The sequence below is a fragment of the Actinosynnema sp. ALI-1.44 genome (assembly GCF_001984155.1).
In the GTDB taxonomy this organism is placed as follows: domain Bacteria; phylum Actinomycetota; class Actinomycetes; order Mycobacteriales; family Pseudonocardiaceae; genus Kibdelosporangium.
This window is the reverse complement of sequence record NZ_MTQO01000053.1, coordinates 146,508-172,798: the sequence shown is the minus strand read 5'-3', so window position 1 is coordinate 172,798 and position 26,291 is coordinate 146,508. Positions and strand designations below refer to the sequence as shown.

25 protein-coding genes are annotated in these 26,291 nt (G+C 66.5%); 11 read left to right on the top strand and 14 right to left on the bottom strand.

The window, feature by feature from the left end; all coding sequences use genetic code 11:
• Position 1: 1 nt before the first annotated feature.
• From ALI144C_RS42720 to ALI144C_RS42675, 10 genes are all read left to right on the top strand, one after another.
• Entirely contained in the window at positions 2 to 433 is a 432-nt protein-coding gene (locus ALI144C_RS42720) for a hypothetical protein (protein ID WP_076992994.1), read from the top strand.
• An 80-nt stretch (positions 434 to 513) separates the two neighbouring features.
• A complete protein-coding gene (locus ALI144C_RS42715; protein ID WP_076993689.1) occupies positions 514 to 2,259 on the top strand; it encodes a sodium/solute symporter in 1,746 nt (581 codons plus the stop codon).
• A gap of 146 nt (positions 2,260 to 2,405) precedes the next feature.
• On the top strand, positions 2,406 to 2,759 hold the full coding sequence (locus tag ALI144C_RS42710; RefSeq protein ID WP_076992993.1) for a DUF485 domain-containing protein: 354 nt from the start codon (positions 2,406 to 2,408) through the stop codon (positions 2,757 to 2,759).
• Positions 2,756 to 4,354 (top strand): solute symporter family protein, encoded by a 1,599-nt coding sequence (locus ALI144C_RS42705; protein WP_076992992.1) that lies wholly within the window; start codon positions 2,756 to 2,758, stop codon positions 4,352 to 4,354. The genes ALI144C_RS42710 and ALI144C_RS42705 overlap by 4 nt, the downstream gene beginning before the upstream one ends.
• 60 nt (positions 4,355 to 4,414) lie before the next feature.
• Positions 4,415 to 4,741 (top strand): rhodanese-like domain-containing protein, encoded by a 327-nt coding sequence (locus ALI144C_RS42700; protein ID WP_143231200.1) that lies wholly within the window; start codon positions 4,415 to 4,417, stop codon positions 4,739 to 4,741.
• Between the two features lie 2 nt (positions 4,742 to 4,743).
• Positions 4,744 to 5,667: a DUF4328 domain-containing protein gene (locus ALI144C_RS42695; protein ID WP_143231199.1), complete on the top strand. Its 924-nt coding sequence runs from the start codon at positions 4,744 to 4,746 to the stop codon at positions 5,665 to 5,667.
• Between the two features lie 117 nt (positions 5,668 to 5,784).
• Positions 5,785 to 6,126 carry a hypothetical protein gene (locus ALI144C_RS56030; RefSeq protein WP_168211493.1) on the top strand — a complete coding sequence of 114 codons (342 nt, stop codon included), beginning with the start codon at positions 5,785 to 5,787 and terminating at the stop codon, positions 6,124 to 6,126.
• Positions 6,127 to 6,184: 58 nt separating this feature from the next.
• Entirely contained in the window at positions 6,185 to 7,156 is a 972-nt protein-coding gene (locus ALI144C_RS42685; protein ID WP_076992990.1) for a sensor histidine kinase, read from the top strand.
• Entirely contained in the window at positions 7,156 to 7,812 is a 657-nt protein-coding gene (locus tag ALI144C_RS42680) for a response regulator (RefSeq protein ID WP_076992989.1), read from the top strand. Before ALI144C_RS42685 ends, ALI144C_RS42680 begins: the two co-directional genes overlap by 1 nt.
• Positions 7,813 to 7,863: 51 nt before the next feature.
• The gene (locus ALI144C_RS42675; protein WP_237774590.1) at positions 7,864 to 9,234 is read left to right on the top strand and encodes a carboxylesterase/lipase family protein; all 1,371 of its coding nucleotides are present in this window, start codon (positions 7,864 to 7,866) and stop codon (positions 9,232 to 9,234) included.
• Here the strand turns inward: ALI144C_RS42675 and ALI144C_RS42670 are convergent.
• The 13 genes from ALI144C_RS42670 to ALI144C_RS42600 form a co-directional block, all read right to left on the bottom strand.
• Positions 9,231 to 10,493, bottom strand: a complete 1,263-nt coding sequence (locus ALI144C_RS42670) for an ABC transporter substrate-binding protein (RefSeq protein ID WP_076992988.1) — start codon at positions 10,491 to 10,493, stop codon at positions 9,231 to 9,233. The genes ALI144C_RS42675 and ALI144C_RS42670 overlap by 4 nt on opposite strands.
• A gap of 12 nt (positions 10,494 to 10,505) precedes the next feature.
• Positions 10,506 to 11,597: a branched-chain amino acid ABC transporter permease gene (locus ALI144C_RS42665; protein ID WP_076992987.1), complete on the bottom strand. Its 1,092-nt coding sequence runs from the start codon at positions 11,595 to 11,597 to the stop codon at positions 10,506 to 10,508.
• Positions 11,597 to 12,493, bottom strand: coding sequence for a branched-chain amino acid ABC transporter permease (locus tag ALI144C_RS42660; protein ID WP_076993686.1), 897 nt, complete (start codon positions 12,491 to 12,493; stop codon positions 11,597 to 11,599). The genes ALI144C_RS42665 and ALI144C_RS42660 overlap by 1 nt, the downstream gene beginning before the upstream one ends.
• Positions 12,494 to 12,752: 259 nt before the next feature.
• Positions 12,753 to 14,555, bottom strand: a complete 1,803-nt coding sequence (locus ALI144C_RS42655) for an AMP-dependent synthetase/ligase (protein ID WP_076992986.1) — start codon at positions 14,553 to 14,555, stop codon at positions 12,753 to 12,755.
• Positions 14,552 to 15,319 (bottom strand): ABC transporter ATP-binding protein, encoded by a 768-nt coding sequence (locus tag ALI144C_RS42650; protein ID WP_076992985.1) that lies wholly within the window; start codon positions 15,317 to 15,319, stop codon positions 14,552 to 14,554. The genes ALI144C_RS42655 and ALI144C_RS42650 overlap by 4 nt, the downstream gene beginning before the upstream one ends.
• Positions 15,316 to 16,098, bottom strand: coding sequence for an ABC transporter ATP-binding protein (locus ALI144C_RS42645; RefSeq protein ID WP_076992984.1), 783 nt, complete (start codon positions 16,096 to 16,098; stop codon positions 15,316 to 15,318). Before ALI144C_RS42645 ends, ALI144C_RS42650 begins: the two co-directional genes overlap by 4 nt.
• 345 nt (positions 16,099 to 16,443) lie before the next feature.
• Complete coding sequence (locus ALI144C_RS42640) at positions 16,444 to 16,839, bottom strand: RidA family protein (RefSeq protein ID WP_076992983.1); 396 nt, start codon at positions 16,837 to 16,839, stop codon at positions 16,444 to 16,446.
• 125 nt (positions 16,840 to 16,964) lie between these two features.
• Positions 16,965 to 18,119, bottom strand: a complete 1,155-nt coding sequence (locus tag ALI144C_RS42635) for a cytochrome P450 (RefSeq protein ID WP_076992982.1) — start codon at positions 18,117 to 18,119, stop codon at positions 16,965 to 16,967.
• Between the two features lie 215 nt (positions 18,120 to 18,334).
• On the bottom strand, positions 18,335 to 19,846 hold the full coding sequence (locus tag ALI144C_RS42630; protein WP_076992981.1) for a LacI family DNA-binding transcriptional regulator: 1,512 nt from the start codon (positions 19,844 to 19,846) through the stop codon (positions 18,335 to 18,337).
• 573 nt (positions 19,847 to 20,419) lie between these two features.
• Positions 20,420 to 21,646, bottom strand: coding sequence for a DUF3631 domain-containing protein (locus ALI144C_RS42620; protein ID WP_083753895.1), 1,227 nt, complete (start codon positions 21,644 to 21,646; stop codon positions 20,420 to 20,422).
• A gap of 452 nt (positions 21,647 to 22,098) precedes the next feature.
• Positions 22,099 to 24,282 carry a cell division protein FtsK gene (locus ALI144C_RS42610; protein ID WP_076992977.1) on the bottom strand — a complete coding sequence of 728 codons (2,184 nt, stop codon included), beginning with the start codon at positions 24,280 to 24,282 and terminating at the stop codon, positions 22,099 to 22,101.
• The gene (locus tag ALI144C_RS58110; protein WP_237774589.1) at positions 24,275 to 24,700 is read right to left on the bottom strand and encodes a hypothetical protein; all 426 of its coding nucleotides are present in this window, start codon (positions 24,698 to 24,700) and stop codon (positions 24,275 to 24,277) included. The genes ALI144C_RS42610 and ALI144C_RS58110 overlap by 8 nt, the downstream gene beginning before the upstream one ends.
• 513 nt (positions 24,701 to 25,213) lie before the next feature.
• Positions 25,214 to 25,483, bottom strand: a complete 270-nt coding sequence (locus ALI144C_RS42600; protein WP_143231198.1) for a hypothetical protein — start codon at positions 25,481 to 25,483, stop codon at positions 25,214 to 25,216.
• 182 nt (positions 25,484 to 25,665) lie between these two features.
• Here ALI144C_RS42600 and ALI144C_RS42595 point away from each other — a divergent pair, with 182 nt between their 5' ends.
• Positions 25,666 to 26,010, top strand: a complete 345-nt coding sequence (locus ALI144C_RS42595) for a helix-turn-helix domain-containing protein (protein WP_076992975.1) — start codon at positions 25,666 to 25,668, stop codon at positions 26,008 to 26,010.
• 2 nt (positions 26,011 to 26,012) lie between these two features.
• On the opposite strand, the gene ALI144C_RS42590 is transcribed toward ALI144C_RS42595, so the two are convergent.
• The gene (locus ALI144C_RS42590) at positions 26,013 to 26,204 is read right to left on the bottom strand and encodes a hypothetical protein (protein WP_076992974.1); all 192 of its coding nucleotides are present in this window, start codon (positions 26,202 to 26,204) and stop codon (positions 26,013 to 26,015) included.
• Between the last annotated feature and the right edge of the window lie 87 nt (positions 26,205 to 26,291).

Genomic DNA, 26,291 nt, shown 5'->3' with positions numbered 1-26,291 from the left:
CGTGAGCAAGCACTCGGCGGGCAGCGGACCAGGTAGGTCTTCCAAGGACTCCCAGGACAACGGTGCCGCTGGGCCACCGCCGAGGCGCAAGCGCGTCGTGCTCGCGGACTCCCGGGCGCCGGTGACTGTGCTGCGGACTGTCGTCGAGTTGGAGGAGCAGACCAGCTACGGCGAGGAGCTCGTGCGCGGGTTCATCCGGATCCAGTTCCGGACTGCTGTGCGGTTGGCGTTGCTCGCCGCTGTCCTGCTGTGCGGCCTGCCGGTGTTGTTCTTCTTCGTCCCCTCGATCTCCGATGTGACCGTGGCCGGTGTGCGGCTGCCGTGGCTGTTGCTGGGGGTCGCCCCCTTCCCCGTCCTCTTCGGTATCGGATACTGGTACAACGTGCTGGCTGAACGGCACGAACGCGACTTCGTCGACATGGTCGAGAAGTAGCCTGAAGGGTTTGTCCAGTGGGTGGCACGGCCGTTGAGCTGAACCTGTGGGCCGTGTCCGGCATCGCGCTGGTCGCGGTGATGACTTTCTATGTCGGTTTCCGCAGCTCACGGGCGGCCAGCACGACACAGGACTTCCTCGTCGCGCGGCGGACCGTGCGGTCCCGGCGCAATGCCGCCGCTGTTTCCGGTGAGTACCTGTCGGCCGCGTCGTTCCTCGGCGTCGCCGGTCTGATCCTCAAGGACGGCGTCGACGCACTGTGGTACCCGATCGGGTTCACTGCGGGGTATCTCGCGTTGATGCTGTTCGTCGCCGCTCCTTTGCGGCGCTCGGGTGCCTACACGCTGCCGGACTTCGTCGAGGCGCGGCTGGGATCCGGCGGGCTGCGCAAGCTCGCCACGTTCTTCGTGATCTTCATCGGCATGCTGTACCTGCTGCCGCAGTTGCAGGCCGCCGGGCTCGTGCTCTCGCGGATCATGCCTGTGCCGCAATGGGTCGGGCCGGTCATCGTGATCGTCGTCGTGGTGGTCAACGTGTTCGGCGGCGGCATGCGGGCGATCACCGTCGTGCAGGCTTTCCAGTACTGGCTCAAGCTTTTCGCGATCGCGCTGCCCACGTTCGTGCTGTGCGCGATCTTCATCGGGCGCGGGGGCGCGGGGGCGCATGAGACCTCGTTGACCGCGCCGACGTCACCGACGTTCACCGACGCCACCACGGTGCAGGTGGACACGCCGGTTCGCTTGCAGGTCAAGGAACCCGTGTGGCTGTGGGCGGACGGCGTGGTCAACGGCGCGCCCGCGTCGGGTGACGTGTACTGGAAGCCGGGGGTAGGTGAGGTCACCGTCGACGCGGGCACGACCTTGCGGTTCAGCGCCGGGAGCGCGGTTCCCGTCGTCGCCGGGGCGCCCGCGGACAACGACAGCTGGATGAGACCGTCGTCCGGCGGCGCGGGTGACCTGTTCACCACGTACTCGCTGATCTTCGCGACGTTCCTCGGCACGATGGGCCTGCCGCACGTCCTGGTTCGCTTCTACACCAACCCCGACGGCAAGGCCGCGCGCCGCACGACGCTGCACATCATGCTCCTGCTCGCGCTGTTCTACATGTTCCCGCTGCTGCTCGGCGCGCTGTCGCGGATCTACGTGCCGGAGCTGCTGGTCAGCGGGCAGACCGACGCGGCCGTGACCGCGCTGCCCGCCAAGATCATCCCCGGGATCGGCGGCGAGATCCTCGGTGCGGTGGCCGCCGCCGGGGCGTTCGCGGCGTTCCTGTCGACCTCGTCGGGCCTGGTGGTGAGCGTGTCCGGGGTGCTGTCCACGGACGTGCTGCGCGGTCGCGTCCGCGACTTCCGGTGGGCCGCGCTGATCGCGGGTCTCGCGCCGCTGGGACTGGCGTTGGTGTTGCCTCCCAACGACATCTCGCTGAGCATCGGGCTCACGTTCGCGCTCGCCGCGTCCACGTTCTGCCCGGTGCTGCTGCTCGGGATCTGGTGGCGCAAACTGACCTGGGCCGGTGCGGGTGCGGGCATGATCGTCGGCGGCGGGCTGGTGATCGGCGCGATCGTGCTGGACTTCGTCAGCCGGTACACCGGTGACTGGGCGCCCGCGTTCGTCAAGCAGCCCGCGTTGATCACGGTGCCGATCGCGTTCTTCGTCGTGTACATCGTCAGCAAGGCCACGCACCGGCGGCTGCCCGCCGACACCAGCAGGACCCTGCTGCGGATGCACGCGCCCGACCCGCTCGGTTTCATCCGCGACCGGGACGTGGCCCGATTCGGCACGGCCGAGGAAAGAGCGCGTCTCGCTGACGGCCGTCACCGTCGTTGAAACCGGTCGCGTCAGTGCGGTGACCGTTTACCGCATCGCTCAACGGGCTGAGCGAATGTGCCCGAACGGCCGCTTACTCGTACCGACAGTTGTATCTACGGTCCGACCTGTGTCCTGATCACGAAACTGGCATTCGGGGAGGGCAAATGAGCACATCCGAGCGAACCGGGCCCGACGCCGGGACGTGGCGTGAAGTGCAGGATTCGGCTGATTTCGCCGAACTGCGGCGCAGACTGCGCCGGTTCGTGTTTCCGATGACCGGCTTGTTCCTGATCTGGTACCTGGCATACGTGCTGCTGGCCGACTACGCGCACGGATTCATGTCGACGCGGCTGTTCGGCAATGTCAACGTCGCGCTCGTGCTGGGGATCCTCCAGTTCGTGTCCACATTCGTGATCACCACGATCTATGTCTGGTATGCCAACCGGAAGCTCGATCCGCAGGCGGAGAAGATCCGCGCGGAGATCGAATCCGGCGCGGTCGAGGAGACGGGCGAATGACCTTGGCCCAAGGCGTCGCCGGGTCGAGCCCCGCGTTGAACATTTCGATCTTCGGCCTGTTCGTCGTGATCACGTTGGTCGTGGTGTTCCGGGCCAGCAAGAACACGCGGACGGCCGCCGACTACTACGCCGCCGGGCGTGCGTTCACCGGTCCGCAGAACGGGATCGCGATTTCCGGAGACTACCTGTCGGCCGCGTCCTTCCTGGGGATCGCCGGCGCGATCGCGTTGAACGGTTACGACGGTTTCCTCTATTCGATCGGTTTCCTCGTGGCGTGGCTGGTGGCGTTGTTGCTGGTCGCGGAACTGCTGCGGAACACGGGCAAGTACACGATGGGCGACGTGCTGGCGTTCCGGATGCGCCAGCGGCCGGTCCGCGCGGCGGCCGCGGTGTCCACGCTCGCGGTCAGCTTCTTCTACCTGCTGGCGCAGATGGCGGGCGCCGGTGGTCTGGTCGCGCTGCTGCTCGGCATCGGCAACCCGGTCGGCCAGGGCGCGGTGATCGCTGTCGTCGGACTGATCATGATCGTGTACGTCCTGGTCGGCGGGATGAAGGGCACCACGTGGGTGCAGATCATCAAGGCCGCACTGCTGATCGTCGGCGCCGCCGGGATCACCGTCTGGGTGCTGGCGAGGTTCGGTTTCAACCTGTCCGCCCTACTCGGCGGTGCCGCGCAGAAGGGTGGCCCGGCCGTCCTCGACCCCGGCATGCAGTACGGCAAGACCGGCCTGACCCAGCTCGACTTCGTGTCGCTGGCGCTGGCGCTGGTGCTGGGCACAGCGGGCCTGCCGCACATCCTGATGCGCTTCTACACCGTGCCCACGGCCAAGGAAGCCCGTCGTTCCGTGGTCTGGGCGATCTGGCTGATCGGCGTCTTCTACCTGTTCACGCTGGTCCTCGGCTACGGCGCGGGCGCGCTGGTCGGCCCGCAGGCGATCAGGACGGCCCCCGGCGGGGTCAACTCGGCGGCGCCGTTGCTGGCCGACGCCCTCGGCGGGCCGGTGCTGCTCGGGTTCATCGCCGCCGTGGCGTTCGCGACGATCCTGGCCGTGGTCGCCGGGCTGACGATCACCGCGTCGGCGTCGTTCGCCCACGACGTGTACGCGAACGTGATCAAGAAAGGCGCGGTCGACGACAAGGACCAGGAGGTCAGGGTCGCCAGGATCACCGCACTGGTGATCGGCGCGGTGGCCATCGCCGGTGGGATCGTGGCCAACGGTCAGAACATCGCGTTCCTGGTCGCCTTGGCGTTCGCCGTCGCCGCGTCGGCGAACCTGCCCACCATCCTGTACTCGCTGTTCTGGAAGCGGTTCAACACCTCCGGCGCGTTGTGGAGCATCTACGGCGGCCTCGTGGTCTGCGTCCTGCTGATCGTGTTCTCGCCCGCGGTGTCCGGCAACTCCGGCGCGATGTTCCCGCACGCCGACTTCGACCTGTTCCCGCTGCCCAACCCCGGAATCGTGTCCATCCCCGTCTCGTTCCTGCTCGGCTGGCTCGGCACAGTCCTGTCGAAGGAGCACGACGAGGCCAAGTACGCCGAGATGGAGGTCCGCGCACTGACCGGCATCGGCGCGGAGAAAGCCACCCACCAGTGAGGGGGTGACCTGGCATAACAGCATTCCCACGCGGGTCGTGGCAGCATCTGACCTGTGTTCATGCCTAACGTGCCGGCTGTGACCGTGAACGAGGTCCCGGCCGACGTGACCCTGCTCGACGTGCGCGAGCAGGACGAGTGGGACGCCGGGCACGCTCCGGACGCGCTGCACCTGCCGATGAGCGAACTGGCCGGGCGGCTCGAGGAACTGCCCAACGACCAGGACGTGTACGTGATCTGCCGCACCGGCGGCCGGTCGGCGCGGGTGGTGGCGTACCTGAACGGCAACGGCTGGGACGCCACCAACATCGACGGCGGCATGCAGTCGTGGCAGCTGGCGGGCAAGGCGATGGTCAGCGAGTCGCAGGCCGAGCCGCAGGTCATCTGAGCATGCACCCGCACTACCCGGCCAGACCGCCCGCGCAACGGGTGACCTGGGTGGCGGCCCCGCCACCCGGTGCGTACCAGCGCGGGCGCGGCGGATACCGGCGGCGCCCGTACGCCGGGCCACCCGCGTACCCGACACCGCCGCGCTGGGGTTTCCCCAGCGTCGCGTGGCGGTGGCCGACGTCCGTGCCCGGTGCCCGGCCGGAGGTCCCCGCGCCGGTCGACCGCGTCCGGTACGTCGCCAAGCACGCGATCGCGATGCTGTGGCTGCTGGCGGGCCTGGCCGTGGTGGCCGCCGGATCGGAGATCTGGCGGTACGTGCTGCTGCTGCGCAGCCGCTACGGCGCGCTGAGCAGCGGTGTCGTGTCCGCGTCCGACACCTTCGTCTACACGGGCGCGATCCTCGCTCTTGCCGTCGGAGCGCTGGCCGTGGCGTTGACGATCTGGTGGCTGCACGTCGCCAGGCAGGCGGCCGCCGAGGTCGCCGGGTACTCCTCCGGCCGCACCACCAGGCAGTTCTTCTGGGGGATGCTGCTGCCCGGGATCAACCTCGCGGTGGCCGGATCGGTGTTCGCCGAGCTCGAGCACGCCGCCGAACGCCGCGACCGCGAAGACCGGCCGAAACCCGGCAGACTGGTCAAGTGGTGGTGGGGGTTGTGGATCGCCGACGGCGTGCTGACGGCGGTCACCATCATCTGGCGGTTCCGAGGCGGCGTGCAGGCCCAGGCCGACGGCGTCGTACTCGCCATACTGACGGACCTGCTCGGCGCGGCTGTCGCCGTGCTCACGATCCTGCTGATCCGTCGGCTGGTGAAACTGCTGGCGCCGATCGACGCCGCGACCTTGCGGCCCATGCGCGTGGTCAGGGTGGCTGACGCCCCGGAGCCCCCGTTGCGCGCGACCAGGGCTTTCGGCTCCACGCGCTGATGCAACCCGCGAACGTCGGGTGGCGTTAGGCAACCGTGGCACGATTCGACGAGGAGTTCGCCGAGTTCTTCTCGGCGCGCTTCGACTGGGCCAGGCGCACGGCGTACGCGCTGTGCGGTGACTGGGTCGAAGCCGAAGAACTCGCGCAGAACGGCGTTCACCGAGAGCAACTGCCAGCCGCCGAAACGGCTGGTCCGGCCGGACGGCACGGTCCTGCAGATCTACGATCTCCGGCCGACCTACGACAAGGTGACGCGGTCCCTGCAGTCGGTGACCCAGACGATGTCGATCTACTTCCCCGACCACACGGTCTACCGGCTGACCGTGCAGAACTGGGGTCAGAAGGACCTGGCCGCGCACAAGGACTCCGGCGCCCCGATCAGGGTCGGTGCCGGTCGGCCGACCCTGCCGCTGTCCGAATACCAGCTGTCGCAACTCGGCGAGAAGCTGGTCGGGTGAAGGTCGTCTGGTCCTCACGAGCGAGGCGATCGTCCTCGCACGAAGACATACTGACGACGTGCGCTGGGTGTTGACCGCTGTCGTCGTCGCCGCGACCGTCGTACCGGTCGCCTGCACGGCCGGGTGGGCGGCCGTCCTGCTCGCCGTGATCGCGTCCGCGCCGGTGTACTGGGTGTTCCGCCAACCACTGCTGGTCGGCTTGGTCGTCGGGCTCGCCACCACCGTGCTCGCGGCGTTCTTCGTGGCCCCGCTGATCCCCGCCGGGCCGTTGCTGGCGATCTACGTCATCGCCGCGTCCAGTCCGCCCTTCTGGCGGATGGTCTGCGTGGCCGTGGCCGTCGCCGGTGTGACCGTGTCCCTGGTCATCCCCGGTGACGGCGACCTGAACACCTACCGCTACCTGGCCATCGCGTACATCGCCGCCTACGCGCTGGGCACCGGCACCAGGGCACGCCGAGCCCAGGCCGCGGCAGCCGCCGCACGGGAACGGACGCGGATCGCCCGCGAGATGCACGACGTCATCACGCATTCCGTCGGCATGATGGTGGTGCAGGCCGAGGCCGGTCCGCTGGTCGTCCGGTCCGATCCGGACAAGGCGACCGGGGCGTTCGAGGCGATCGCGTCGACCGGCCGCACAGCGATCGCGCAACTGCGTGAGGTCGTGCACGCGTTGCGGTCGCCCGGCGTGGCGGAGTTGCCCGAACTGGTCACGGGGATCGCGTCGCTGGAGGTCGTCGGCGCGCCGCGGCCGTTGTCGCCCGACGTGGACGCGACGGTGTACCGGGTCGTGCAGGAGTCGCTGACGAACGCGGTGCGGCACGCTTCGGCGTCGCGGATCCAGGTCCGGGTCCGTTGGCGGGAACGGACAGTGGGGGTCGATGTGGTGGACGACGGCCGTGGCCCGTCCGGAAGTCACGGCTTCGGGCTGCTGGGCATGCGGGAGCGGGTGACCGCCTGCGGCGGCACGCTGCGTACCGGCCCCGGACCTGGTGGAGTCGGATTCGCCGTGCACGTGAGCCTGCCGATCTGATGCTGCGCGTACTGGTGGTCGACGACCAGGACCTGTTCCGCGGCGGCTTCGCGATGATCCTCGACACCCAACCGGACATGCGGGTCGTCGGGGAGGCGGCGGACGGCGCCGAGGCGATCAGGGTCGCGGTCGGGCTCGAGCCGGACATCGTGCTGATGGACATCCGGATGCCGCTGGTCGACGGGGTCGAGGCCACCGCCGAGATCTGCGCGAAGACCGACGCCAAGGTGATCGTGCTGACCATGTTCGACGTGGACGAGTACGTCTACGCGGCGCTGGCGGCCGGGGCGAGCGGTTTCCTGCTCAAGGACACCCGCCGGGACGAACTGGCGAACGCGATCCGTGTGGTGGCGGCCGGTGACGCGCTGCTGGCGCCGAGCGTGACCCGGCGGCTGATCGCGGACCTCTCGCGCCGTGGTCACGCCGTTCCCGCGTTGGCCACCCGGCTGGCCGACCTGACCGATCGGGAACGGGACACCCTGCGGCAGCTGGCCCGTGGTCTGTCCAATGTAGAGATAGCGGCCGAGTTGCACGTCAGTGAGCACACGGTGAAGACCCACGTCAGCAACTTGTTGAGCAAGCTCGGTCTGCGGGACCGCGCGCAGGCGGTGGTGTTCGCCTACGAGTCCGGTCTGGTCATCGCGGGCCAGAGCTGATTGGTCCTTGTCGGCGATCCCCTTGCGCGGACGCTGTTCCACGCTTGTGTCGTGAAGATCCTCCTCGCGGTCGCGCTGGCACTCGGCCCGGCCCCGGCCGCGCACAGCGACATGTCGATAAGTGTCCATCGTGGAATCCAGTACGCCACCGCCGCAAGACAACAGCCGCCCCGGCTCGTCGAAAGCCTCAAGGAAACCGGACAGCTCAAGGTCTGCCCCCAGTTCCGCGACACCGTGTCCGAGGAGTACCCCGACGACGAACAGGTCTACCTGGACGAGGACTGCCTGCAGCTGAACGTGTGGGCGCCCCGGACCGGTGGGAAACACCCGGTGATGGTGTTCTTCCACGGAGGCGCGAGCCGGTTCGGCACCGCGAACGAACCCCGCTACGACGGCACCGCGCTGGCGCGCAACGGCACCGTGGTGGTCACCGCGAACTACCGCCTCGGGCTGCTCGGCGCGGGCAACAACTTCCTGCGTGACCAGATAACCGCACTGGAATGGGTCCAGAAGCACATCGGATCGTTCGGCGGCGACCCGCGGAACGTCACGGCGATGGGCGAATCCGAAGGCGCGTTCTCGCTCAGCGCCATCCTGGCCACGGACAATCCGCAGCGCCTGTTCCGCCGCGTGGTCCTGCAAAGCGGATCCGGCTACATGACGCACGCGTCACCGACGCCCCAGGCCGACCTGACCGGCATGAGCACACTGGATGTCCTGCGGCTGCAGGAGAAGATGGTCGGCGAGAACCCGCTGGCCGGTGCCGTCCACTTCGGGCCGTACATCGACGGGACGCTGGTCCGGCGGCCGGTCATCGACGCGCTGCGCGCGGGCAACGCACGTGGCATCGACCTGCTGATCGGCACGAACCGCGACGAGATGGGCTACTTCGCCCAGTTCGACCCGGAAATCCTGAACCTCACGCTCGACCAGTACCGCGCGTTCTTCCCCCGTGACCTCGACTTGGCCGTGGTCTCGCGGCCGTACCGGGCCGAACCGAACGTCGCGTTGGCGATGCTCACCGACCAGACCATGCGCGTCCCCGCGACACGCATGGCCGAAGCGCAACGCCGCTGGGGCAAGGCGTACGTCTACCAGTTCGACTGGGGCCCGGCCGTGCACACCGCCGAGCTGCCGTTCGTGTTCGGCACCATGAGCTTCACCGGTGTCCCCGGCGGACAACGCGCCTACGACGCGAATCCCCCTGCGGCCAAGGCGTTGTCGGACCACATGCGCCGCGCGTGGACGTCGTTCGCCCGAGACGGCAACCCGGGCTGGCCGCAGTACGTGCTGCGCATCACGAAGATCTGGGACACCCCGGCACGACTCGCGGTCGCGCCGAAGGACGCACAGCGAGCCGCATGGGACGCCTACGACTTCGCCGCGCTGACGATCGCGTCACCGACGCGTGCGGGTCGCTAGCCGGTCTTCTTGAACTCGAAGGACCTGGCGGCGTCTGAGCTGGTGTTGTACTTCACGGTCTTCAACCCGAACGGCTTCGCCGGGTCGACCGCGAACAAGGTGCTGGAGCGCGGCGGGTTGCGCGTCTCGGCCGGGCCGTACTGGTAGTCGTCGGTCAAGCCGTCGAAGGACACCTTGCCCAACTGGTTGAGCGCGTTCAGGATTCCGTCACGCGACAGATTGCCGTTCTGAACGGCCTTCTCCAGCACGGCGGTCATCGCGCGCGCCTGGTTGTAGCCGAACGCGAGGTAGTAGTCAGGCTGCTGACCGGGGCCGAACTGCGTGGTCCGGGACACCAGGTCCTTCATGCCGGACACCTTCTCGTCGCCCCACTCCGTGCCCTCGGCCACGATGATCGCGGTCTGCTGCAGGTACGGCGTGATCGGGGACTTGGCCATCGCGGCGGCGTACGCGGGGGACTGGGCGTACCAGCGCGGCGCGAACTTCGCCTGCGCCGCCGTGCCCCAGATCTTGCCCGCGTCGGTCGGCGTCGCGGTCAGGAACACCATCTGGCAGCCCGCCAGCGCCTGGATCTGGCCGGTGAAGTTCTCCGTACCGGTCTTGTACCGCTGGGTGTTGGCGATGGTGAAGCCGTACTTCTGCGCCGCGTACTGCAGGCCCTGCAACCCGGCCTCGCCGTACACGTCGTCCTGGAGCATCATGCAGACCTTGGCGTCCTTGCTGCCGCCGCCTTCGGTGAGGTAGTGGTCCAGAGCGTTGATCACCTGGATCTGGTAGGGCCCGCCGACCGGCAACAGGTTCGGCTCACGCACCCACAGCGCGTCCAGCGAAGCGGGCGCGGCCAGCACCTTGTCGGTCTTCAACTGCGGCAACACCGCCAAGGTCGGCGCCGTGCCGAGGACCTGGGTGAACGCGACGACGTTGCCCTTCACCTTGTTGTACTGCTGCACGGTGACGTCCGGCTTGTACAGGGTGTCCTCCTGCACGAGCTCCACTTTGTACTTCCCGGCCACCCCACCGCGCTGGTTCAACGCGTCGAACCAGATCTTGTTGCCCGCCGTCAGCGGCTGCCCGATCACCGCGACCGGCCCCGACAACGGCGACAGCACACCGAGTTTGATCGTGGTCCCGTCGAACCCGGTGGTGGACGGCGGCGCGCCCGCGGTGCCGCCGCCCTGGCTCCCGCCTTGATTTCCAGCGCCTCCGCAGCCCGCCACGAGAAGGGTGGCGACGAACGCCAACGTGATGCGTCGATGCATGGTGACGGCCTCCTAGTACGAGAACGGCCAAGACTTGAAGTAAGCCTTGATCCGCAACCAGATCCCTGCGAGACCCCGTGGCTCGAAAACGAGGAAAAGCACGATCAACACCCCGAAGATGGCCTGGTTCAACGCGAACACGCTGATGAACCCCTCACCGCCGACGCTGGTGCGGACCCCCGGGATGGCGTCGCCGAACCGGTCGATCAGCGCGGGCAGCGCCCCGACGAAGATCGCACCGAGGATCGACCCGAACACCGTGCCCAGCCCGCCGACGATGACGATCGCGATGTACTGGATGGACAGCAGCAGATTCCACTCGTCCGGACTGACGAACTGCTGGTACGACCCGAAAAGCGCGCCCGCGACCGACGCGATCGCACTGGAGACGACGAACGCCCCGATCTTGTACCGGCCGGCGCGCACCCCGATCACCTCGGCCGCCTGGTCCCGGTCGCGCACGGCTTGCAGCGCCCTGCCAGGCCTGGTCCTGACGAGGTTCTTGACCAGCAGCGCGACGATCGCGACCAGCACCCAGACCAGCCAGAAGTAGCCCTGGTTGCGCGAGTACACCTCACCGGCGAGTTCGACCCGGTTGAAGTCGATCGGGCCGAGCGACACCTGCGCGTCGACCGACGTGCCGGAGTTCCCGCCGGTCAGCCCGCGCCAGTTGCGCCACAGGTGCTCACCGATGAACACCAGGCCCAACGTGACGATCGCGAGGTAGTGCCCACGCAGCCGCAAGGCGAACGGCCCGATCACGGCACCGAGCAGCCCGCCCACGAGCGCGGCCGTCGGCAACCACAGGTAAAGGGGGAGGTCGCTGCCGACCCAGCCGGTGACGTACGCGCCCGCGCCGATGAAGAACGCGTGCCCGAGCGAGATCTGACCACAGTAGCCGGTCAGCAGGTTGAGCCCGATCGCGCCGACGGCCGTGATGCCGACGTAGATGAGAACCGACAGCCAGAAGTCGTCCTGCACCACCATCGGCAACAGGGCGAGAGCGGCGACCATGGCGACAAGCCCGGCCCGCGCGGGCGGCGAGCCGAACAGCCTGAGGTCCTGGCGGTAGTCCCGGACGAGATCGCGGTGCGGCTTGGCCATCAGACTCGCCTCACGTCCTTGGTTCCCAGCAGCCCGTAGGGCCGGATCAGCAGGATCACGATCATCAACAGGTAGGGAACGATGACCGAGACGTTGTCCCCGGCCCAGGAGAAGAGCTGATCCTGGTAGCCGCGCGTCAACGCCTCGGCGAGCCCGATCACCACCCCGCCGAGCACAGCCCCGGCAGGCGAATCCATCCCGCCGACGATCATGGCGGGAAAAGCGGCCAACGCGATGAACCCGATGGACGGCGACAACCCCCCAGGCCCGGCAGCCATCGCGACCCCGGCCAACGCCGCCAACGCGGCCGCGATCGCCCACGACACGGCATAGACCTTCTTCGCGCTGATGCCCTGAGCCAACGCGGCCTCCGGATCGAACGCGGTCACCCGCATCGCCAACCCCAGCGACGAGTACCGGAAGAAGACGAAGAAACCGACGACGACAGCGGCGGTGAGCCCGATCGTCCACAGGTCCTTGACACCGAACACCAACCCGCTGACCTCGACGGTGTTGATGTTCCACGGATTGCGGACCTGGTGGTTGTCGAACCCCCAGATCGCCGTGATGAGCGGCTCGAGAACGAACAGGAGCCCGATGGTGATCATGATGACCGCGAACGGCGGCTGCCCGACCATCCTGCGCAGCACAAGCCTTTCGAACCCCGCACCGACCAGCGCCGCAGCGCCGCAGGCCAACAGGATCGCCACGGCGAACGACAGCAGGAGGTTGTTGGAGAACGTGTACCCGAGGTAGGCGCCGAGGGCGAGCAGCCCACCTTGCGCGAAGTTGATGACCCCGGTGGACTTGAAGATCACCACGAATCCGAGTGCGACCAGTGCGTAGGTGGAGCCCAGCGCCAGCCCGGCGAAACAGTTCTGCAGGAAGGCGGTCATCGACCCACCCACCCGCACTGCCCGGCTTGGTGCGCTTCCGGCCAGGACCGGTCCTTTCCAGACGGCCTCCGGCCCCCGGTCGCCAGCCTACGCGGGGCCGCCGACACCGTGGACCGGCCGAAGATCCACACCGCCCAGTTGTCCACAGGCGCGGAGTTGTCCACAGCGCACACGCCGAAACCCCTGCCAACCCCTCTGCCCCGGTAGACTGGAGCGGGGTCGCCCCCCGGGTTGGGTGGGGGACTGTTATGTGGGGGCGTCATGGGTACATCGCCTCGATTTCCGCGTGGAAGCGTTGTTCGATCGCGCTGCGTTTGACCTTCTGGGTCGCGGTCAGCTCACCGTCCTCGTGGTCGAGTTCCTTGCCGATCAGTGCGAAGCGTTTCACCTGTTCGACGTTCGCCAGTTCCTTGTTCGCCGCGGTCACCACGTCGCCGATCAGCGCGTGCACTTCCGGCTTGTCGGACAGGTCGGCGTATGTCGTGTACGCCAGGCCGCGCCGGGTCGCCCAGTTGCCGACGGTGTCCAGTTCGATTCCCACCAGTGCCGTCAGGTATTTGCGGCGGTCGCCGATCACCACGGCTTCCCTGATGTACGGCGACACCTTCAGCAGGTTCTCGATCTCCGACGGCGAGACGTTCTTCCCGCCCGCCGTGATGATGATGTCCTTCTTGCGGTCCGTGATCGTCAGGTACCCGTCGTCCGACAGTTCGCCGACGTCACCGGTGTGCAGCCAGCCGTCGGTGTCCACTGTCGCCGCGGTCGCCGCCGGGTCGTCGAGGTATCCCTGGAACACACCCGCTGACCTGGTCAGGATCTCGCCGTCGTCGGCGATCCGCAGCTCCACTCCGGGCAGCGTGCGGCCGACCGTGCCGAGCCGGACGTCGCCTGCCGGGGTGAGGGTGCAGATCGCCGTGTTCTCCGTCTGCCCGTAGCCCTCCAGGACGGGAATTCCGATCGCCCACAGGTACTCGAGGACCTGCGGTGCGATCGGTGCCGCCCCTGACACCGGCACGCGGACCCGTGACATGCCGAGTTTCAGGCGCAACGGGCGGAAGACCAGGACTTCGCACACCGCAAGGACGAGCTTGTCCGCGAGTGAGGTGTGGCCGGACATCCGGCGCGGCGCGATCCGTCGCCCCTGCCGCAGGCAAGTCCGGTAGACGAGGCGTTTCAGCCGGGAAGCGTCCGACATCCGGATCTCCACGCCAGCCATCATCTTCTCCCACACCCGTGGCACGCCGAGGAAAACCGTCGGCTGGACGTCCCGCAGGTCCTGGGGGAAGGCCTCACCGCCTTCGCCGAAGTTCACCGTCGACCCGGCCCACACCGCGTCGATCACCGAGATCAGCCGCTCGGCGATGTGGCACAACGGCAGGTAGCTGAGCACTTCGTCGCGGGCACCCGCGCCGAGCGCGCCGACGAACGTCCGCCCGGACGCCACCAGGTTGGTGTGGGAGATCACCGCCCCTTTCGGCGGTCCGGTGGTCCCCGATGTGTAGACGAGGATCGCGGGCGCGGACGGATCCAAAGAGGACACCGCGGCCGCGTAGGCGGCCACCGAGTCCTCGGCGGTCATCAGGTCCCCGAACGTCAGGATTCCCGTCGTCCGCACGCCTCGCGGGTCGATCACCACGATGTGCTTCAGGTCCGGCAGGTTCTCCCGGACCGCGAGCACCTTGTCCAGCTGCTCCTCGTCCTCGGTGATCAGAACCGACACCGAGGCGTGGCCCAGCAGGTATTCGATCTCCGCCGCCGGTGACGTCGGGTAGACGCCGACACTCACCGCGCCCAGCCCTTGCACGGCGAGGTCGGCGATCAGCCACTCGGGCCGGTTCTCGGCGTGGATGGCCACTCGGGACCCCGCGACCACGCCGAGCCCGCGTAAGCCCTCGGCGGTCCGGGCGACCTGGTCGGCGTAGCCCGCCCACGTCGTCTCCCGCCAGCGTCCCCCGTGCTTGTGCCGCAACGCGACTTCCTGGGGGTGGGTGGCCGCCAACTCCAGCAACCGGGCCGGGAGTGTCGCCGTGCCGACTTCGGACCGCTGCAGCGTCGCGCTCATGCCGCACCACCCAGGTACGCCTCGATGACCTGCGGGTCGTGTTGCACCTGCGCCGGTGGGCCCGACGCGATCACGACGCCGAAGTCCAGTGCCAGCACCCGGGTCGCCAGGTCCATCACCAGCCGCATGTCGTGCTCGACCAGGATCATCGTCAACGGCAGGCGCCTGCGGACCTCGGTCAGGTACCTGGCCATGTCCTCGGTCTCTTCCAGGTTCATCCCCGCGACGGGCTCGTCCAGCAGCAACAGCGTCGGTTCCATCGCCAGCGCACGGCCGAGCTCGGCCCGTTTCGCCACGCCGTAGGGCAGCAAGCCGGCGGGCATCCGCCGGTACGGCTCCAGTTCGAGCAGTTCGATGATCGACTCGACGGCCTCGCGGTGCGCCAGCTCCTCCCGCTTGGCCCGGCCCCACCAGAGCATCCCGGACACCATTCCCGTGCTCATCAGGTGATGGCGGCCGAGCATCAGGTTGTCGATCAGGCTGAGGTGTTCGAACAGCCCGAGGTTCTGGAACGTCCGCGCCACCCCGAGGCCCGCGATCGCGGCGGGTGACTTCCCGCTCAGCCGGGTGCCGCCCAGCGCGATCGTGCCCTGCTGCGGGCGGTAGACACCGTTGAGGCAGTTGAAGATGGACGTCTTGCCCGCGCCGTTCGGGCCGATGATCGCGAACAGCTCACCCGCGCCGACGTCGAAGCTCACGCCGTCCAGCGCGGTCACCCCGCCGAACCGCAGCACCAGATCCCGCACCTCGAGCAGAGGGGTCATGCGCTCCAACGCTTCCTCCTCCGGTAGCTCTTGACGTCGGCGAACGACCGGCGCTCACCGGAACCCAGGTAGAACTCACGGATGTCCTCGTCGGCCAACAGGTCGGCGGCCAGGCCGTCCTTGACGACCTTGCCGTTCTCCAGCACGTAGCCGACGTCCGCGATGGCCAGCGCCATCACCGCGTTCTGCTCGATCAGCAGCACGCTCGTGCCCTGCTGGTTGATCTGCACGACGATGTCGCGGACCTGCTCGACCAGCCGGGGCGCCAGCCCGAGCGACGGCTCGTCGAGCAGGAGCAGCTTCGGGGACGCCATCAACGCGCGGCCGATCGCGAGCATCTGCTGCTCGCCGCCGGACAGGTACCCGGCGATGGACTTGCGGCGCTGGGCCAGGACGGGGAACAGGTCGAGCACGCGCGCGTACGACTCCTTGACCTCGGCACGGGATCGGCGCGTGTACGCACCGGCGCGCAGGTTCTCGTCCACTGTGATCTCGGCGAACACGCGTCTGCCTTCGAGGACCTGCGCGATGCCTTTGCGGACGATCGACGCCGGGTCCGCACCGGTGATGTCGTCGTCGGCTAATCGGACCGTGCCCTTGGTGATCTTCCCCCGGTGCGGGCCGAGCAGGCCGGTGACCGCGCGCAGCAGCGTCGTCTTGCCCGCGCCGTTCGCGCCGAGCACGGCCACGACCGACTCGTCGGGCACGTCGAGGCTCAGCCCGCGCAGAACCAGGACGACGTCGTCGTAGACAACTTCCAGGTTGCTGACAGCCAACATCCGCGCGCCCTCCTGTGCACCAGGCAAACCGGGCAAGCGTGACTTAGATCACGACATACCGGACGGTAACTCCGCGCCTGACGCCGGGCAAGAGCCAGGCCGAACCGTGACCTGACGCACCTGGTCGCGGATCGGCCAGAGTTGTCCACAGCAAGTAGTTGTCCACAGCCCGGCCCCCGCCGGGCTTCCGCCCCGCCGCTACCAGCAATAGCCTGGAATCAGGGGTCCCCTTTCTGGCTGCGGAGGGGTGCGGGGGTGGCTGGGAGCGATTCCAGCCGGGCGTGCGTCTGTGTCCGTCTGCGTGCTCGTGGCGGTTCGGCACCGGCACGAGCACGCAGAGCGGCGTTATGCGACAGCGGTTCCCTCGAGCTCGACCATCTGGCCGGGGATCGCCAGCCGCGTCACTCCCAGCATCGTGGTGGTCGGTGCCACTCCGGCGGCGCCCAACCGCGAAGCGAGCGCGCCGTAGTGCTGGAACAGCAGATCGACGTCGGTGGTGTAGAAGTTGAGCCGGACCAGGTTCGCCAGCGACATGCCTGCCTCGCCGAGCACGGCCTCCAGGTTGTCGAGGCTCAGCGCCAACTGCGCGGCCATGTCCCCGTCGTGCTGCGGCTTGCCGTCCGCGTCCATCGCGGTCTGCCCGGAGCAGTAGAGCGTGCGAGTGTGCCCGGAGACGACCTCACCCTGGTTGAACCCCAACTCCACCGACCACGTCACCGGGTTGACCGCTGTTCGTTCCATTGCCACATCAGTTCCATTCGATTCGTTGAGAGCACGTACGCCCGTCAGTTCGGCGGCGCCGTGTCAACGACCCTCTCAACGAATCACGACATCCTTTGTCGTGTATTCGGAACGAGTTGCGCGGATCAACCGAGCACCGGCAGCGTACGCAGGCCGCGGATGACGAACTCGGGCCGCCGCTCGGGCTCGCCGTTCAGCCGCAGGTCCGGCATCTTCGTGGTCAGCGCCTTCAGCGCGGCCATGATCTCCACCCGGGCGAGCGGTGCGCCGACGCAGTAGTGGATCCCGGCGCCGAAACCCAGGTGCGGGTTGGGGTTCCGGCCGACGTCGAGCGCGTCCGGCCGGTCGAACGCCAGCGGGTCACGAGCCGCGGCGCCCAGCAGCGCGGCGATCCTCTCGCCGGGGCGCACGGTGTAACCGGCGATCGTGACCTCCTCGGTGGCGGTGCGTTCGAACATCTGCAGCGGTGCGTCGTATCGGATGAGTTCCTCCACCGCCGTGGGCAGCAGCGACGGGTCCTCCACAAGCCGCTGCCATTGGTCCCTGTTGCGCATCAGCGCCACGACACCGTTGCCGATCACGTTCACGGTCGCCTCATGACCGGCCATCAGGAACAGCACAGCCGTGGCCACGAGCTCGTCCTGGTCGAGCTTCTCGCCGTCATGCGCGGCGACGAGATCCTCGATCAGACTGCCCGGCGCCGGGGCCGTGGCCAGGTCACGCAGGTAGGCCACGAACTCGCTCGCCGCGGCCTCGGCGTCGCGGCGGAACTCCTCGGGCAGGCCGTACTCGTACATCTTCACGATCGCGTTCGACCACGGCACCAGCTTCGACCGGTCCGCTTCCGGCACGCCGAGCAACTCGGCGATCACCTCGACGGGCAACGGCGCCGCCACCTTCTCCAGCAGATCACCGCCGCCTTCCAGGTCGTCCACGAGCCGCCCGGCGAGCTCGTCGACCCAGGGACGCAGCCGCTCGGTGTGCCCACGGCCGAACGCGGCGGACACGAGTCGCCGCAGCCGGGTGTGCGTCGGTGGCTCGTTCTCCAGCAACGAGTTGCGGTGCAGCAGGTTGAACGACGTGAACTGCTCGACTGGCGTGGCGTCGTGCCAGATCCGGCCGAGGCCGCGGCTGCGCAGCACTTCCGACGCCGCCGCGTGCGACACCGCGACCGCGACACCCAGATCGGGATGGGCATGGACCTGGGCTTTCTCACGCAACGCCGCGAACGTCGGATACGGGTCGGCGACGAACTCGGGGTCATGGAGGTCGAACGGCATGTCAGCAACCGTATGGCCGCAGTTCACACGGTCGCCAGACGGCTCGTGCGACGATCACTTTGTGTTGACCAAAGAGGTCGTAGTGCAACCCTCTTAGTCTCGACACTGGTCAGAGGCCATCTCGTCGACCCAGAGAGGGCCGTAGCCCCGTGTATGGGAGAAATCCGGGAGAAGATCTTGGGGCATGGGTGTCTCCCCTCTCCCGGGGGGAGGCGTCACGGCTGGGACGCCAAGAGGTCGTTGAGCACCCCCACCGGCGAAGTCGGACACATTGCCTTGCGAGCACCTAGCGCCGCTTCCCACTCAGCGGTCAACCCCGTTATCAGACGCTCACGCATCTCGGGTGTGATGTGGTCGTACAGAGCCTGAACTGTGCCGTCCAGGTGTCCCATGCGCTCATCCATCAGCTTGGGAGGCGTACCGAGCCCACGCATCCGTGTCTTGTGCGTGTGTCGCAATCCGTGCGGCGTGATCCCCGGTGCGATAGGAACCCAGCATGCCTCCGTGCGGCCAGAGGTGTTTCCTCCCCGGATCGGCACGCCTGGCCACTGATCGCTCAAGAGCGGGACGGGGCGGGCGTCATACGGTGCCTTCTTCGGATACCAGCCCGTGGCGGCTGGTTGGAACAACCAAGTGCTGAATCCGTTCCGGCGCCAGTGCGCGGCAGGCTCACCTGATGAAGCGCTACGGACGTACCCAAGGGTAGCGATCGCTTCTTCAACCTGAATCCGTGTGCTCTCCGGTACCGCCTCTGGGCGCTTGCGCAGGGTCGACATCGTGCGCATCGAGACACCTGCCAAGCGGGCCACGTCGGCCAATGTCGCGCCAGTTCGCCGAGGAGTTCCCCTGGAGGCGCGCAGACCTCGGAACACGTACGTCCGACTGTGGCATGCGCACGGGCGTGGCGCGACGCGGGCGACGTGATCCGAGATCAATTGCGATAGGAAGCCTGGGATGTCAAGCGTTCGGTAGCTGTCGTCCTTGGGTGGGCAACGGTGGAACTCACCAGTGTCCAATTCGTACAGTTGCCACTCGACGCGGATGGAAGTTGGCCGGACGAACTCTGTCTCCAAGCCCACAGTCTCGCCCCACCTCATGCCCGTGTATCCCATCACGATGACGGCCACGAACTCATCGTCCCGACCGGACAACAAGGAGGCACGCTCAGCGAGGAGCAGTAGACCGAGCGGATCGGTTATTGCCTTTTCCGGCCCTCTGTGACGCGCGCGCCCTGCGCGCTTTCCTCGTCCGCGCCGTTTCGTAGCAGGATTGGCATCGATCAGCCCTTCCTCGCGTGCATCTTCTAGAATCAGATGCAAGGTGCTTCTCCACACCCTGACACTGGAAACTGCGTAGCCAGCGGCTTTTTCCTTCTTCTCCCAGGTGTCGACATCTAGCCGAAGGATCTCGGCAAGCGCCTTCTCCTCGAACTCCGGCAGAAGGTGCTCCTCGATATGCCGCTTGTAGTTTTGCATTGTGGAGGCTGCTAGATCCAGCGCGGCATACCAACGTGATACATAGGCGCCGAATCGGAGTTTCCCTGCCGACGGGTCCCGCCAAGTGCCTCCCCGAATTTTTGACTCTTCGTCATTTGCCGCTTGTTCTGCCGCGCGCTTTGTACTGAACTTGATTGCAGCGCCTGCGGCATCGGACACGGTTCCATATTTACCAGGTGCGATCTTGTACCGAGCGCGGAAGTATGTTCCGCGCTTCTCTGCATAACCCATGGTTACCCCTTGAATGAAGCGCCCCGCCGTCCGGCCATGCGATGGCGGGGCGCTCGTTTGTTAAGTTGCCTAGTCGTTGCTTACGTCGTCGCGTGCTCGACGAGGGGGACGTGCTACCAGTTGGGCCAATGGATTGCCATTGACCGTGTCCGTCGATTGCCTTGGACTGTGAGTCCTGCTGGTTGCCGCTCGACCGGTGGTGGGACGTCGTTCAAAGAGTGCGACGATTTCCACAATGTGTTCAGTGGTGAACAAGTAGCCACCGCCGATCCAACTGAACGGTATGCGCCGATTGCGAGCCTGTTCCTTTACCCACCACTCCGAACACCGGAGGATCGACGCCACCTCTGCGGGCCTGTAGTAGACGATTTCGTTTGATGAGTCCGTTGTGGCCACGCGACACCTCCAAACGAGGTTGAAGGGGTAGCCGTTCCCGGCGCCTTGCTGCCGGTCCGGCCGGGCGTTTGACAGGTGGCATGAGAGCTCACTTCCTATCTGCGGTAACATTGGTAACCCTCTTGGTCAGAGCGTTACGGTTGATATGAGTTGCCGGGAATTGGTAACCAAGTCGAATTAAATCGGTTCGGTAACTGCGGTGTCCGAAGTAACCACGTGATCAGCGGTGTTATCGGCAGTACCGGAATTGCCGCTGTCGGGCAGGTACCGGCTCCATGCGTCGGCCAGGCCGAGTTGGGACTGTTTGCCGGTCGTGGCGAAGGACACGTAGCCCTTGGCCTTGCCGATCTTTGCATCGAACGCGACTGGGCCGACGCCGTACCGGCCCAACTCTCGCGCCAGCCGCCGGGCGTGTAGTGGCCCTTCCGGCAACGTGGCCCATGGCCCGCCTTCAAGAGCGAGCAGTGTGGCGAGGATGTCTCTTGTGGGCATCCTGTCCAAGCCGGTAACGGTGAAGAGATCGCGAAGATCGGACAGGAGTTGGATTCCTAGTGAATCGTCCGTGAGGGTTGGTGACAGCACGAAGTGTCGACATGCTTCGCGAGCTGTGTCCGGCCAGTGGCCGCCAGCCGCGTCCGCGATAGCGAGCAAGGGTTCCCAGATCTCTGCTGATCGGTCGGTGACTCCGTGCGGCATAAGGGGTTCCGCCGTGACAACCTCGTCGGCCACCGAGGTGACCCACTCGCTCAGTGCCGTCCGTAGGCATGGAGCCTCTCGCTCTACGAGTCGTTCCCGGAACGGCTCTACGTATTCGTCAGTGCGACGGCGACGCATGTGGATAGTGATGGCGCGAGTGGTGATGGTGGCTGGCATGCCGCCTGCGATCCCTGCCAGCGCGGCAGGGGTGTAGACGGGATATCGGCGAACGGTGCGGGTCGCGGCGTCGTAGCGCGGGATGGTGGCCGAGCGCTTGTAGCCAGCGTTGAGCATCGCGCGGAGGTCTTCGTTGCCGCCGCCCTTGCCGTTGAAGATTGTGTCCACTTCGTCGAACAAGATCGTGACTGGACCTTCGGCGACGATGCGGAAGAGCGCCGCCCGGCTGGCCGACAGTGTCATCTCTGGTGCGGCCACCAGGTACTGAGCGACTTCCAAAACCCGGGTCTTCCCTGATCCAGGCTCGGCTGAATCCAAGATAAGCCGGGGTGTGACGTAGAGCCGGTCGGCAATGTGGGTGTGCGCGTACCACAGAGCAAGTACAGGTGCGCAGTACTGGGAAGGGAATGCGGAGAACCTGCGCACGAACGCCACGACGTTGTCCAATGCGCACTGTCCACACAAGTCATCATTCTCTGCCGGTCCGAGCAGTCGAGTGGTGATGGTATGAGTAGTAATGTTGCTGTTCATAGTGTTGGTGTCCTTTGGTGTGGTGTGGCCGTCCCGGGCGGCTGGGCCACGGTGGGTTAGCGGTTGCGGTTGGTTGAATTGATTTCGCGGTAAAGGCGGCCAGCCAGGTTGATCAGTCGTCGGCCGAGTCGCAGGCGCAGGCCGGTCCCGTCGCAGACAGCGCAGAGGCGAATTCCGCCGAAGAGGCCGTAAACCTGGCCGTGTCCGCGACAGACTCGGCAGGCTTTGAAGGGCCAGAACACGCAGGTGAAGAGGTAACCGGCTGTAACAAGTAGCGCAGGGACGAACAGAGCGCTAGCAAGCGAAGTGAGGATGTCCATCGCTGGTCTCCATGACGTTTTGGGTGCCGTATCCCGAGGGCGCTAGCATGCTGGCGTCCTGGTGATGAGCGTTTTTGGTGCTAGCGGAGGTGCTAGCGCTAGCAGTGTTGGCCGCTAGCGCTAGCATCCTTCTCAAGGGTTCTCGCCGCCCCGGATTCCGCTACGCTGCGCGATTGCCGTCTGGACATCGTCTGACCGTGGACCTCGCCGAGTGACGGTCTTGCCGTCGATGCGTCGGCCGATCTGGCCGACCTTGACGCGGTGGACGGACAGGGCCGCAGTGAGCTGAGCGGGTTTCCAACCCCGGTACACGTCGGGCCGGTAGTCGGTCAGCCGTTCAATCAGAGTTTCGTTCCATACGGCGTCTGTCCCCTGTGGCCACACGGTGGCGACGTCGGTCAATACGTCGTAGGCCGGTCCTGCCGCGCGCGTTTGAACGTCCGGATCAGGCATCGTGCCAGCCTTGACCCGCGAGGCGATGGCGCGAGCCACGACCTTCTTGGCGTCGTCGGAGTTGACGGCGAACGAGCGGCGGGCACCTGGTTCGCCGATGCCAGAGAGGATGCCCCAACCGGCCTCCTCCACGGGCTTAAAGGCTGTGGCTCGCAAGCCCTGCTTGTACGCCGACGTACCGAGAATCATGTCGTTGGCGTTCTGGTCGGCCACCGACAGACAGAACCGAGTATTGACGTTGCGGGTAATCCCAGTCGGCAAGCTGTCCTTATCCGGGATCTGCGTACCAATGAGGAGTATCACGCCCAACGCCCGGCCTAGTTTGATGACCTTCTCGGCCACTTCCCCGGCACGCTTGCCGAAGGACGACAGGAACAGTTCCTGAATCTCGTCGACGAACACAACGAGCGGGTGCAGTCCGGAGCCTTTGAGCGAAGCAAGTTCCGGCGTGACCTTGTTCTCCGGCGCCTTACCGAGCTTGGCGTAGTGTGCGATCCGCTTGGCACGACGTTGACACTCGGCGTACAGCCAATCGAACATCGCGGCGCAGCGAGACAAGGTCTCGTCATCGAACCCGTTGCCGTACTCCGTCAACAGTGGTTCAAGGACTGCGAAGTCTCCAACGCCCTTGAGCTCGTAGCCACGTATTTCGGCTCGGACGTCAAGCGATGCGGCAAGCACCTTAAGCCGCAGTGCAAACGACTTACCCGAACCAGGCTGCCCACCATCCAGCCAGTTGCGGAACATCAATCCGACTTCGACGATGTTCATTCGCGGGTCGGTGGCGAATGGGAAGGACTTGAACACGTCTACTACGCCATCCCGGATCAGCGGCCAAGCGGGTTGCCGCATCTGGGATGCGGGTTCGTGTCCGACCCACAGGGCCAAGCGACCGGTGTGACCGCGTGAGGGTTCCGGCCACACCTGGTCCAACGGCAACCGCAGACCTGAAGCCAGGCGGCCACGGCGGGCACACACATCGCCAGCCTCAACCCCGTAGGGCAGATCAACTATGGCCAGGTGACCCGGCCCGTCGCGATGGATCTCCACCGGGAACGTGATCGCATTCGGGTCTTTGGACACTGCCGAGTTGATCGCGCCCAGTTGGACGCTCAACAGCGCGCGACGCACCAGCTCGGCAGTCAGCTTGCGGTACACCTGCCCTTCGGTGACTCGGTCGGTGATCGGTCGATCCGCTGGACGTCCGATCCTGGCGAATGCGGCCACCACAGCCGCCAATACCAGCCACCATGACCAGCCGGACAGAACATCGGTGGCGATCACCGCACCGATGACGACACCGATGGCCGCGGTGAGCAACAGCGACCAACGCCAGCGGGATTGCCGTTCGCGTTGCATGTCCAGCCGAATCCAGCCTTGCGCGTCATCTTGAGCGGCTGCCGCTTGACGCAGGGCGAAGTTGCCGTCTTCGGCCATTGCCCAACGCGTCAACCGACCTGCAGTACGGACCAGTCCGATCGGGGCGTAGAGCAGGACTTTGCCTAGGTACTTCGGCAGCCGCAGGCCGTGGAAAGCCAAGGCGTAGCCAGCCTGCTTTGCAGCCCATCGTGCCGTCCGGAGTGCGTTTTCCGTACTGCGCAGCCAGATTGGCACGATCGGGCGGTGTGGCGGTCGTTGACTCACCATTGACCTGGTTTCGTCCGGCGGATCAACCGGTGCGCCTTTGCGTTCGAGCTGGACCACGATGGCTTCACGGTCAACGCTGTCATCCTGTGCCGTGTCGGTGCTCTGTGCGTCGATTACGTCGCCGCCTGACGCAAGGTCGTCAGCGTGCAGGCGCAAGACCGGGGCGCGGAAGTCATCGTCCGGGTCAGGAGAGCTGACGCGTGTCTTGTCAGTCATGGCAGGACTCCGTTCGGTCCCGATGCTGCAGGTGAGCGAGTGCCGCGCCGAACCCGAGCACGACTACGGGCAGGCAGGACACGACGGTGGTGATGCCCCATGGGGCCACCGTTACGCCGTAGGCAGCCATCAGGTGGTACGCGACTTGACCGCACATGCCGAGCACGAGCGATCCGATTGCTGACCACTTGGCGAACCGGCGGGCACGATTGTTCGCGCCGACACCGGTTGCCAGCCAAACGCGCAGTGCGTAGGCGGCGTAAGCCTCTACTCCAATAGGGAGCGTGATCGCGGAATTGATCGCGAAGCCGTCCGCGATCCCCGGGAGAGGCCGCACCATGCCGAACCCGGCAAGTTCGCCGAGTCCCACCCAACCCGACCAGATCGCGACGAACGCGGGTGCGGCCAGCAACACCACAGGCCAACCCGACATCGGGTGCCGTACGTGTGCCCGCCGGACACGAGGTGCGGGTACCGGTTCCGCAGGCGTGCTGACCTGCTGCGGAATCGCCGATGAATCAGGTGTGGGTACGGTTGGGGGATCGATGACGGGAACGGGCTCGGTCACCGGCTCCCGGTCGGGTTCGGCCGGTCCCACGCCGGAACCGGCCTCTGGCACGGTAGGGTCGAATCCGGATTCACGAAGTGCCTGCAGGACGGTACGAGCTCGCTCGGAACGCACATGCAAGGCGGCCTTGAGCTTGTTCTGACTGGGGATCGCACCGGCTTCGCGGGCCAGCCGCTTAGCCTGCGCGATCAGGTCCTCCAACTGTCGGGGATACGCACTTTTCGTCGTGTTCCCCGCAGGGTGTGCGTGACCGTTCATGCGAAGGTCGGTCATCATGGTGAATCTCCTGGAGTTGCTTAGTAGCTGTCGGGAGACCCGGTCCGGCGGATGTGCTTCCCGGCTAGCCGCCGGACCGGGGCGAAGTCAGGTTGTGTCCTGGTGGTCCTGGTTGGTCTGTCCTTCGACCAGCAAGCGACGCAGGTCGGAACGCAACGCCCGGCGCCTCGCCCGTTTGAGCGCTGTCTCGTCCACCCCGAACGGGGCGATCAGCAGGCCAGCGGCGTGCGCATCAACAGCCGCTTGGAGTGCGTTCTCCAGGAGAGCGGCATCGCCCATGTCGGACTCGATCGGCATGGAATCGCTCGCGTCCGGCGTCGACTCAGGAGGTTTCTGAGCTGGGGATTCGCGGAACATCGTTGGTTTCTCCTCGTGGAGTGGAGACCGTGCGAGCGGTAACCGTTGCGGTAACCATAGCGCTATTGATAGCGCTTCTGCAATCGGTCTCGGTTGGGTTGCGGTGTCCTACACGGGTTAGTTCACGTCGAGGTGACGGCGGCGATAGTGTTGGCGCTGATGAAAGCGACAACGGAGGCGTCATGAGTGGCGACTGGTCTGCCGTAGCGGATGCCATCAGGGCTCGCATGGCCGAGCTGGGCACTACTCAACGGGAGTTGGCCGACCGCTCTGGTGTCAGCGTGGCGACTCTCCGCCAACTCCAGAACAACTATGGCCCGCGTCGGCGCGCGCGCCACACCTTGGAAGACGTCTCCAAAGGACTGCAATGGCCCGCCGGGCACCTGGCGTACGTTCTCGACGGCGCCGCCGGGGCGTCCGAGGGCGCAGAGCCCGGATGGCAGACAGAGGTCGCCGAACTTCGCAGCCTGATTGCGGATCTTGCCGAACGGGTCGATGCGCTCGAACGCAAGAACCGTTCTCGCTAGCGTCAAAGTGCCCTGAAGAAGGTCACTAGGCCGTCGGCCAGACCGGTCAGTATGTGTCCGGCTCCGGTGACCCAACTCGCGACGTCGCTCGGGTACTTGACCACGAGCATGATCAATGCGAGCCCGATCACCGCCGTGATCAATTTCCCCATGATCCCGCCGCCCGGCTTCATGGGGAGCATGTTCTTGGCCATTCTGGTCTCCCTTGTGTACTGACAGGCGTCGGTGACTCGGGTCGAGTTCCGTGTTCGCCGTGTCGTTCATGTCACAAGGAAACCGCT

Coding starts and splice junctions, on each gene's coding strand:
- ALI144C_RS42710 (WP_076992993.1), top strand. CDS start 2,406: ATGAGCACATCCGAGCGAACCGGGCCCGACGCCGGGACGTGGCGTGAA.
- ALI144C_RS42640 (WP_076992983.1), bottom strand. CDS start 16,839: ATGGAACGAACAGCGGTCAACCCGGTGACGTGGTCGGTGGAGTTGGGG.
- ALI144C_RS42635 (WP_076992982.1), bottom strand. CDS start 18,119: ATGCCGTTCGACCTCCATGACCCCGAGTTCGTCGCCGACCCGTATCCG.
- ALI144C_RS42665 (WP_076992987.1), bottom strand. CDS start 11,597: ATGGCCAAGCCGCACCGCGATCTCGTCCGGGACTACCGCCAGGACCTC.
- ALI144C_RS42670 (WP_076992988.1), bottom strand. CDS start 10,493: ATGCATCGACGCATCACGTTGGCGTTCGTCGCCACCCTTCTCGTGGCG.
- ALI144C_RS42700 (WP_143231200.1), top strand. CDS start 4,415: ATGCCTAACGTGCCGGCTGTGACCGTGAACGAGGTCCCGGCCGACGTG.
- ALI144C_RS42610 (WP_076992977.1), bottom strand. CDS start 24,282: ATGACTGACAAGACACGCGTCAGCTCTCCTGACCCGGACGATGACTTC.
- ALI144C_RS42630 (WP_076992981.1), bottom strand. CDS start 19,846: ATGGGTTATGCAGAGAAGCGCGGAACATACTTCCGCGCTCGGTACAAG.
- ALI144C_RS42590 (WP_076992974.1), bottom strand. CDS start 26,204: ATGGCCAAGAACATGCTCCCCATGAAGCCGGGCGGCGGGATCATGGGG.
- ALI144C_RS42650 (WP_076992985.1), bottom strand. CDS start 15,319: ATGACCCCTCTGCTCGAGGTGCGGGATCTGGTGCTGCGGTTCGGCGGG.
- ALI144C_RS42660 (WP_076993686.1), bottom strand. CDS start 12,493: ATGACCGCCTTCCTGCAGAACTGTTTCGCCGGGCTGGCGCTGGGCTCC.
- ALI144C_RS42600 (WP_143231198.1), bottom strand. CDS start 25,483: ATGTTCCGCGAATCCCCAGCTCAGAAACCTCCTGAGTCGACGCCGGAC.
- ALI144C_RS42655 (WP_076992986.1), bottom strand. CDS start 14,555: ATGAGCGCGACGCTGCAGCGGTCCGAAGTCGGCACGGCGACACTCCCG.
- ALI144C_RS42645 (WP_076992984.1), bottom strand. CDS start 16,098: ATGTTGGCTGTCAGCAACCTGGAAGTTGTCTACGACGACGTCGTCCTG.
- ALI144C_RS42715 (WP_076993689.1), top strand. CDS start 514: ATGACTTTCTATGTCGGTTTCCGCAGCTCACGGGCGGCCAGCACGACA.
- ALI144C_RS42705 (WP_076992992.1), top strand. CDS start 2,756: ATGACCTTGGCCCAAGGCGTCGCCGGGTCGAGCCCCGCGTTGAACATT.
- ALI144C_RS42695 (WP_143231199.1), top strand. CDS start 4,744: ATGCACCCGCACTACCCGGCCAGACCGCCCGCGCAACGGGTGACCTGG.
- ALI144C_RS42595 (WP_076992975.1), top strand. CDS start 25,666: ATGAGTGGCGACTGGTCTGCCGTAGCGGATGCCATCAGGGCTCGCATG.
- ALI144C_RS42680 (WP_076992989.1), top strand. CDS start 7,156: ATGCTGCGCGTACTGGTGGTCGACGACCAGGACCTGTTCCGCGGCGGC.
- ALI144C_RS42620 (WP_083753895.1), bottom strand. CDS start 21,646: ATGAACAGCAACATTACTACTCATACCATCACCACTCGACTGCTCGGA.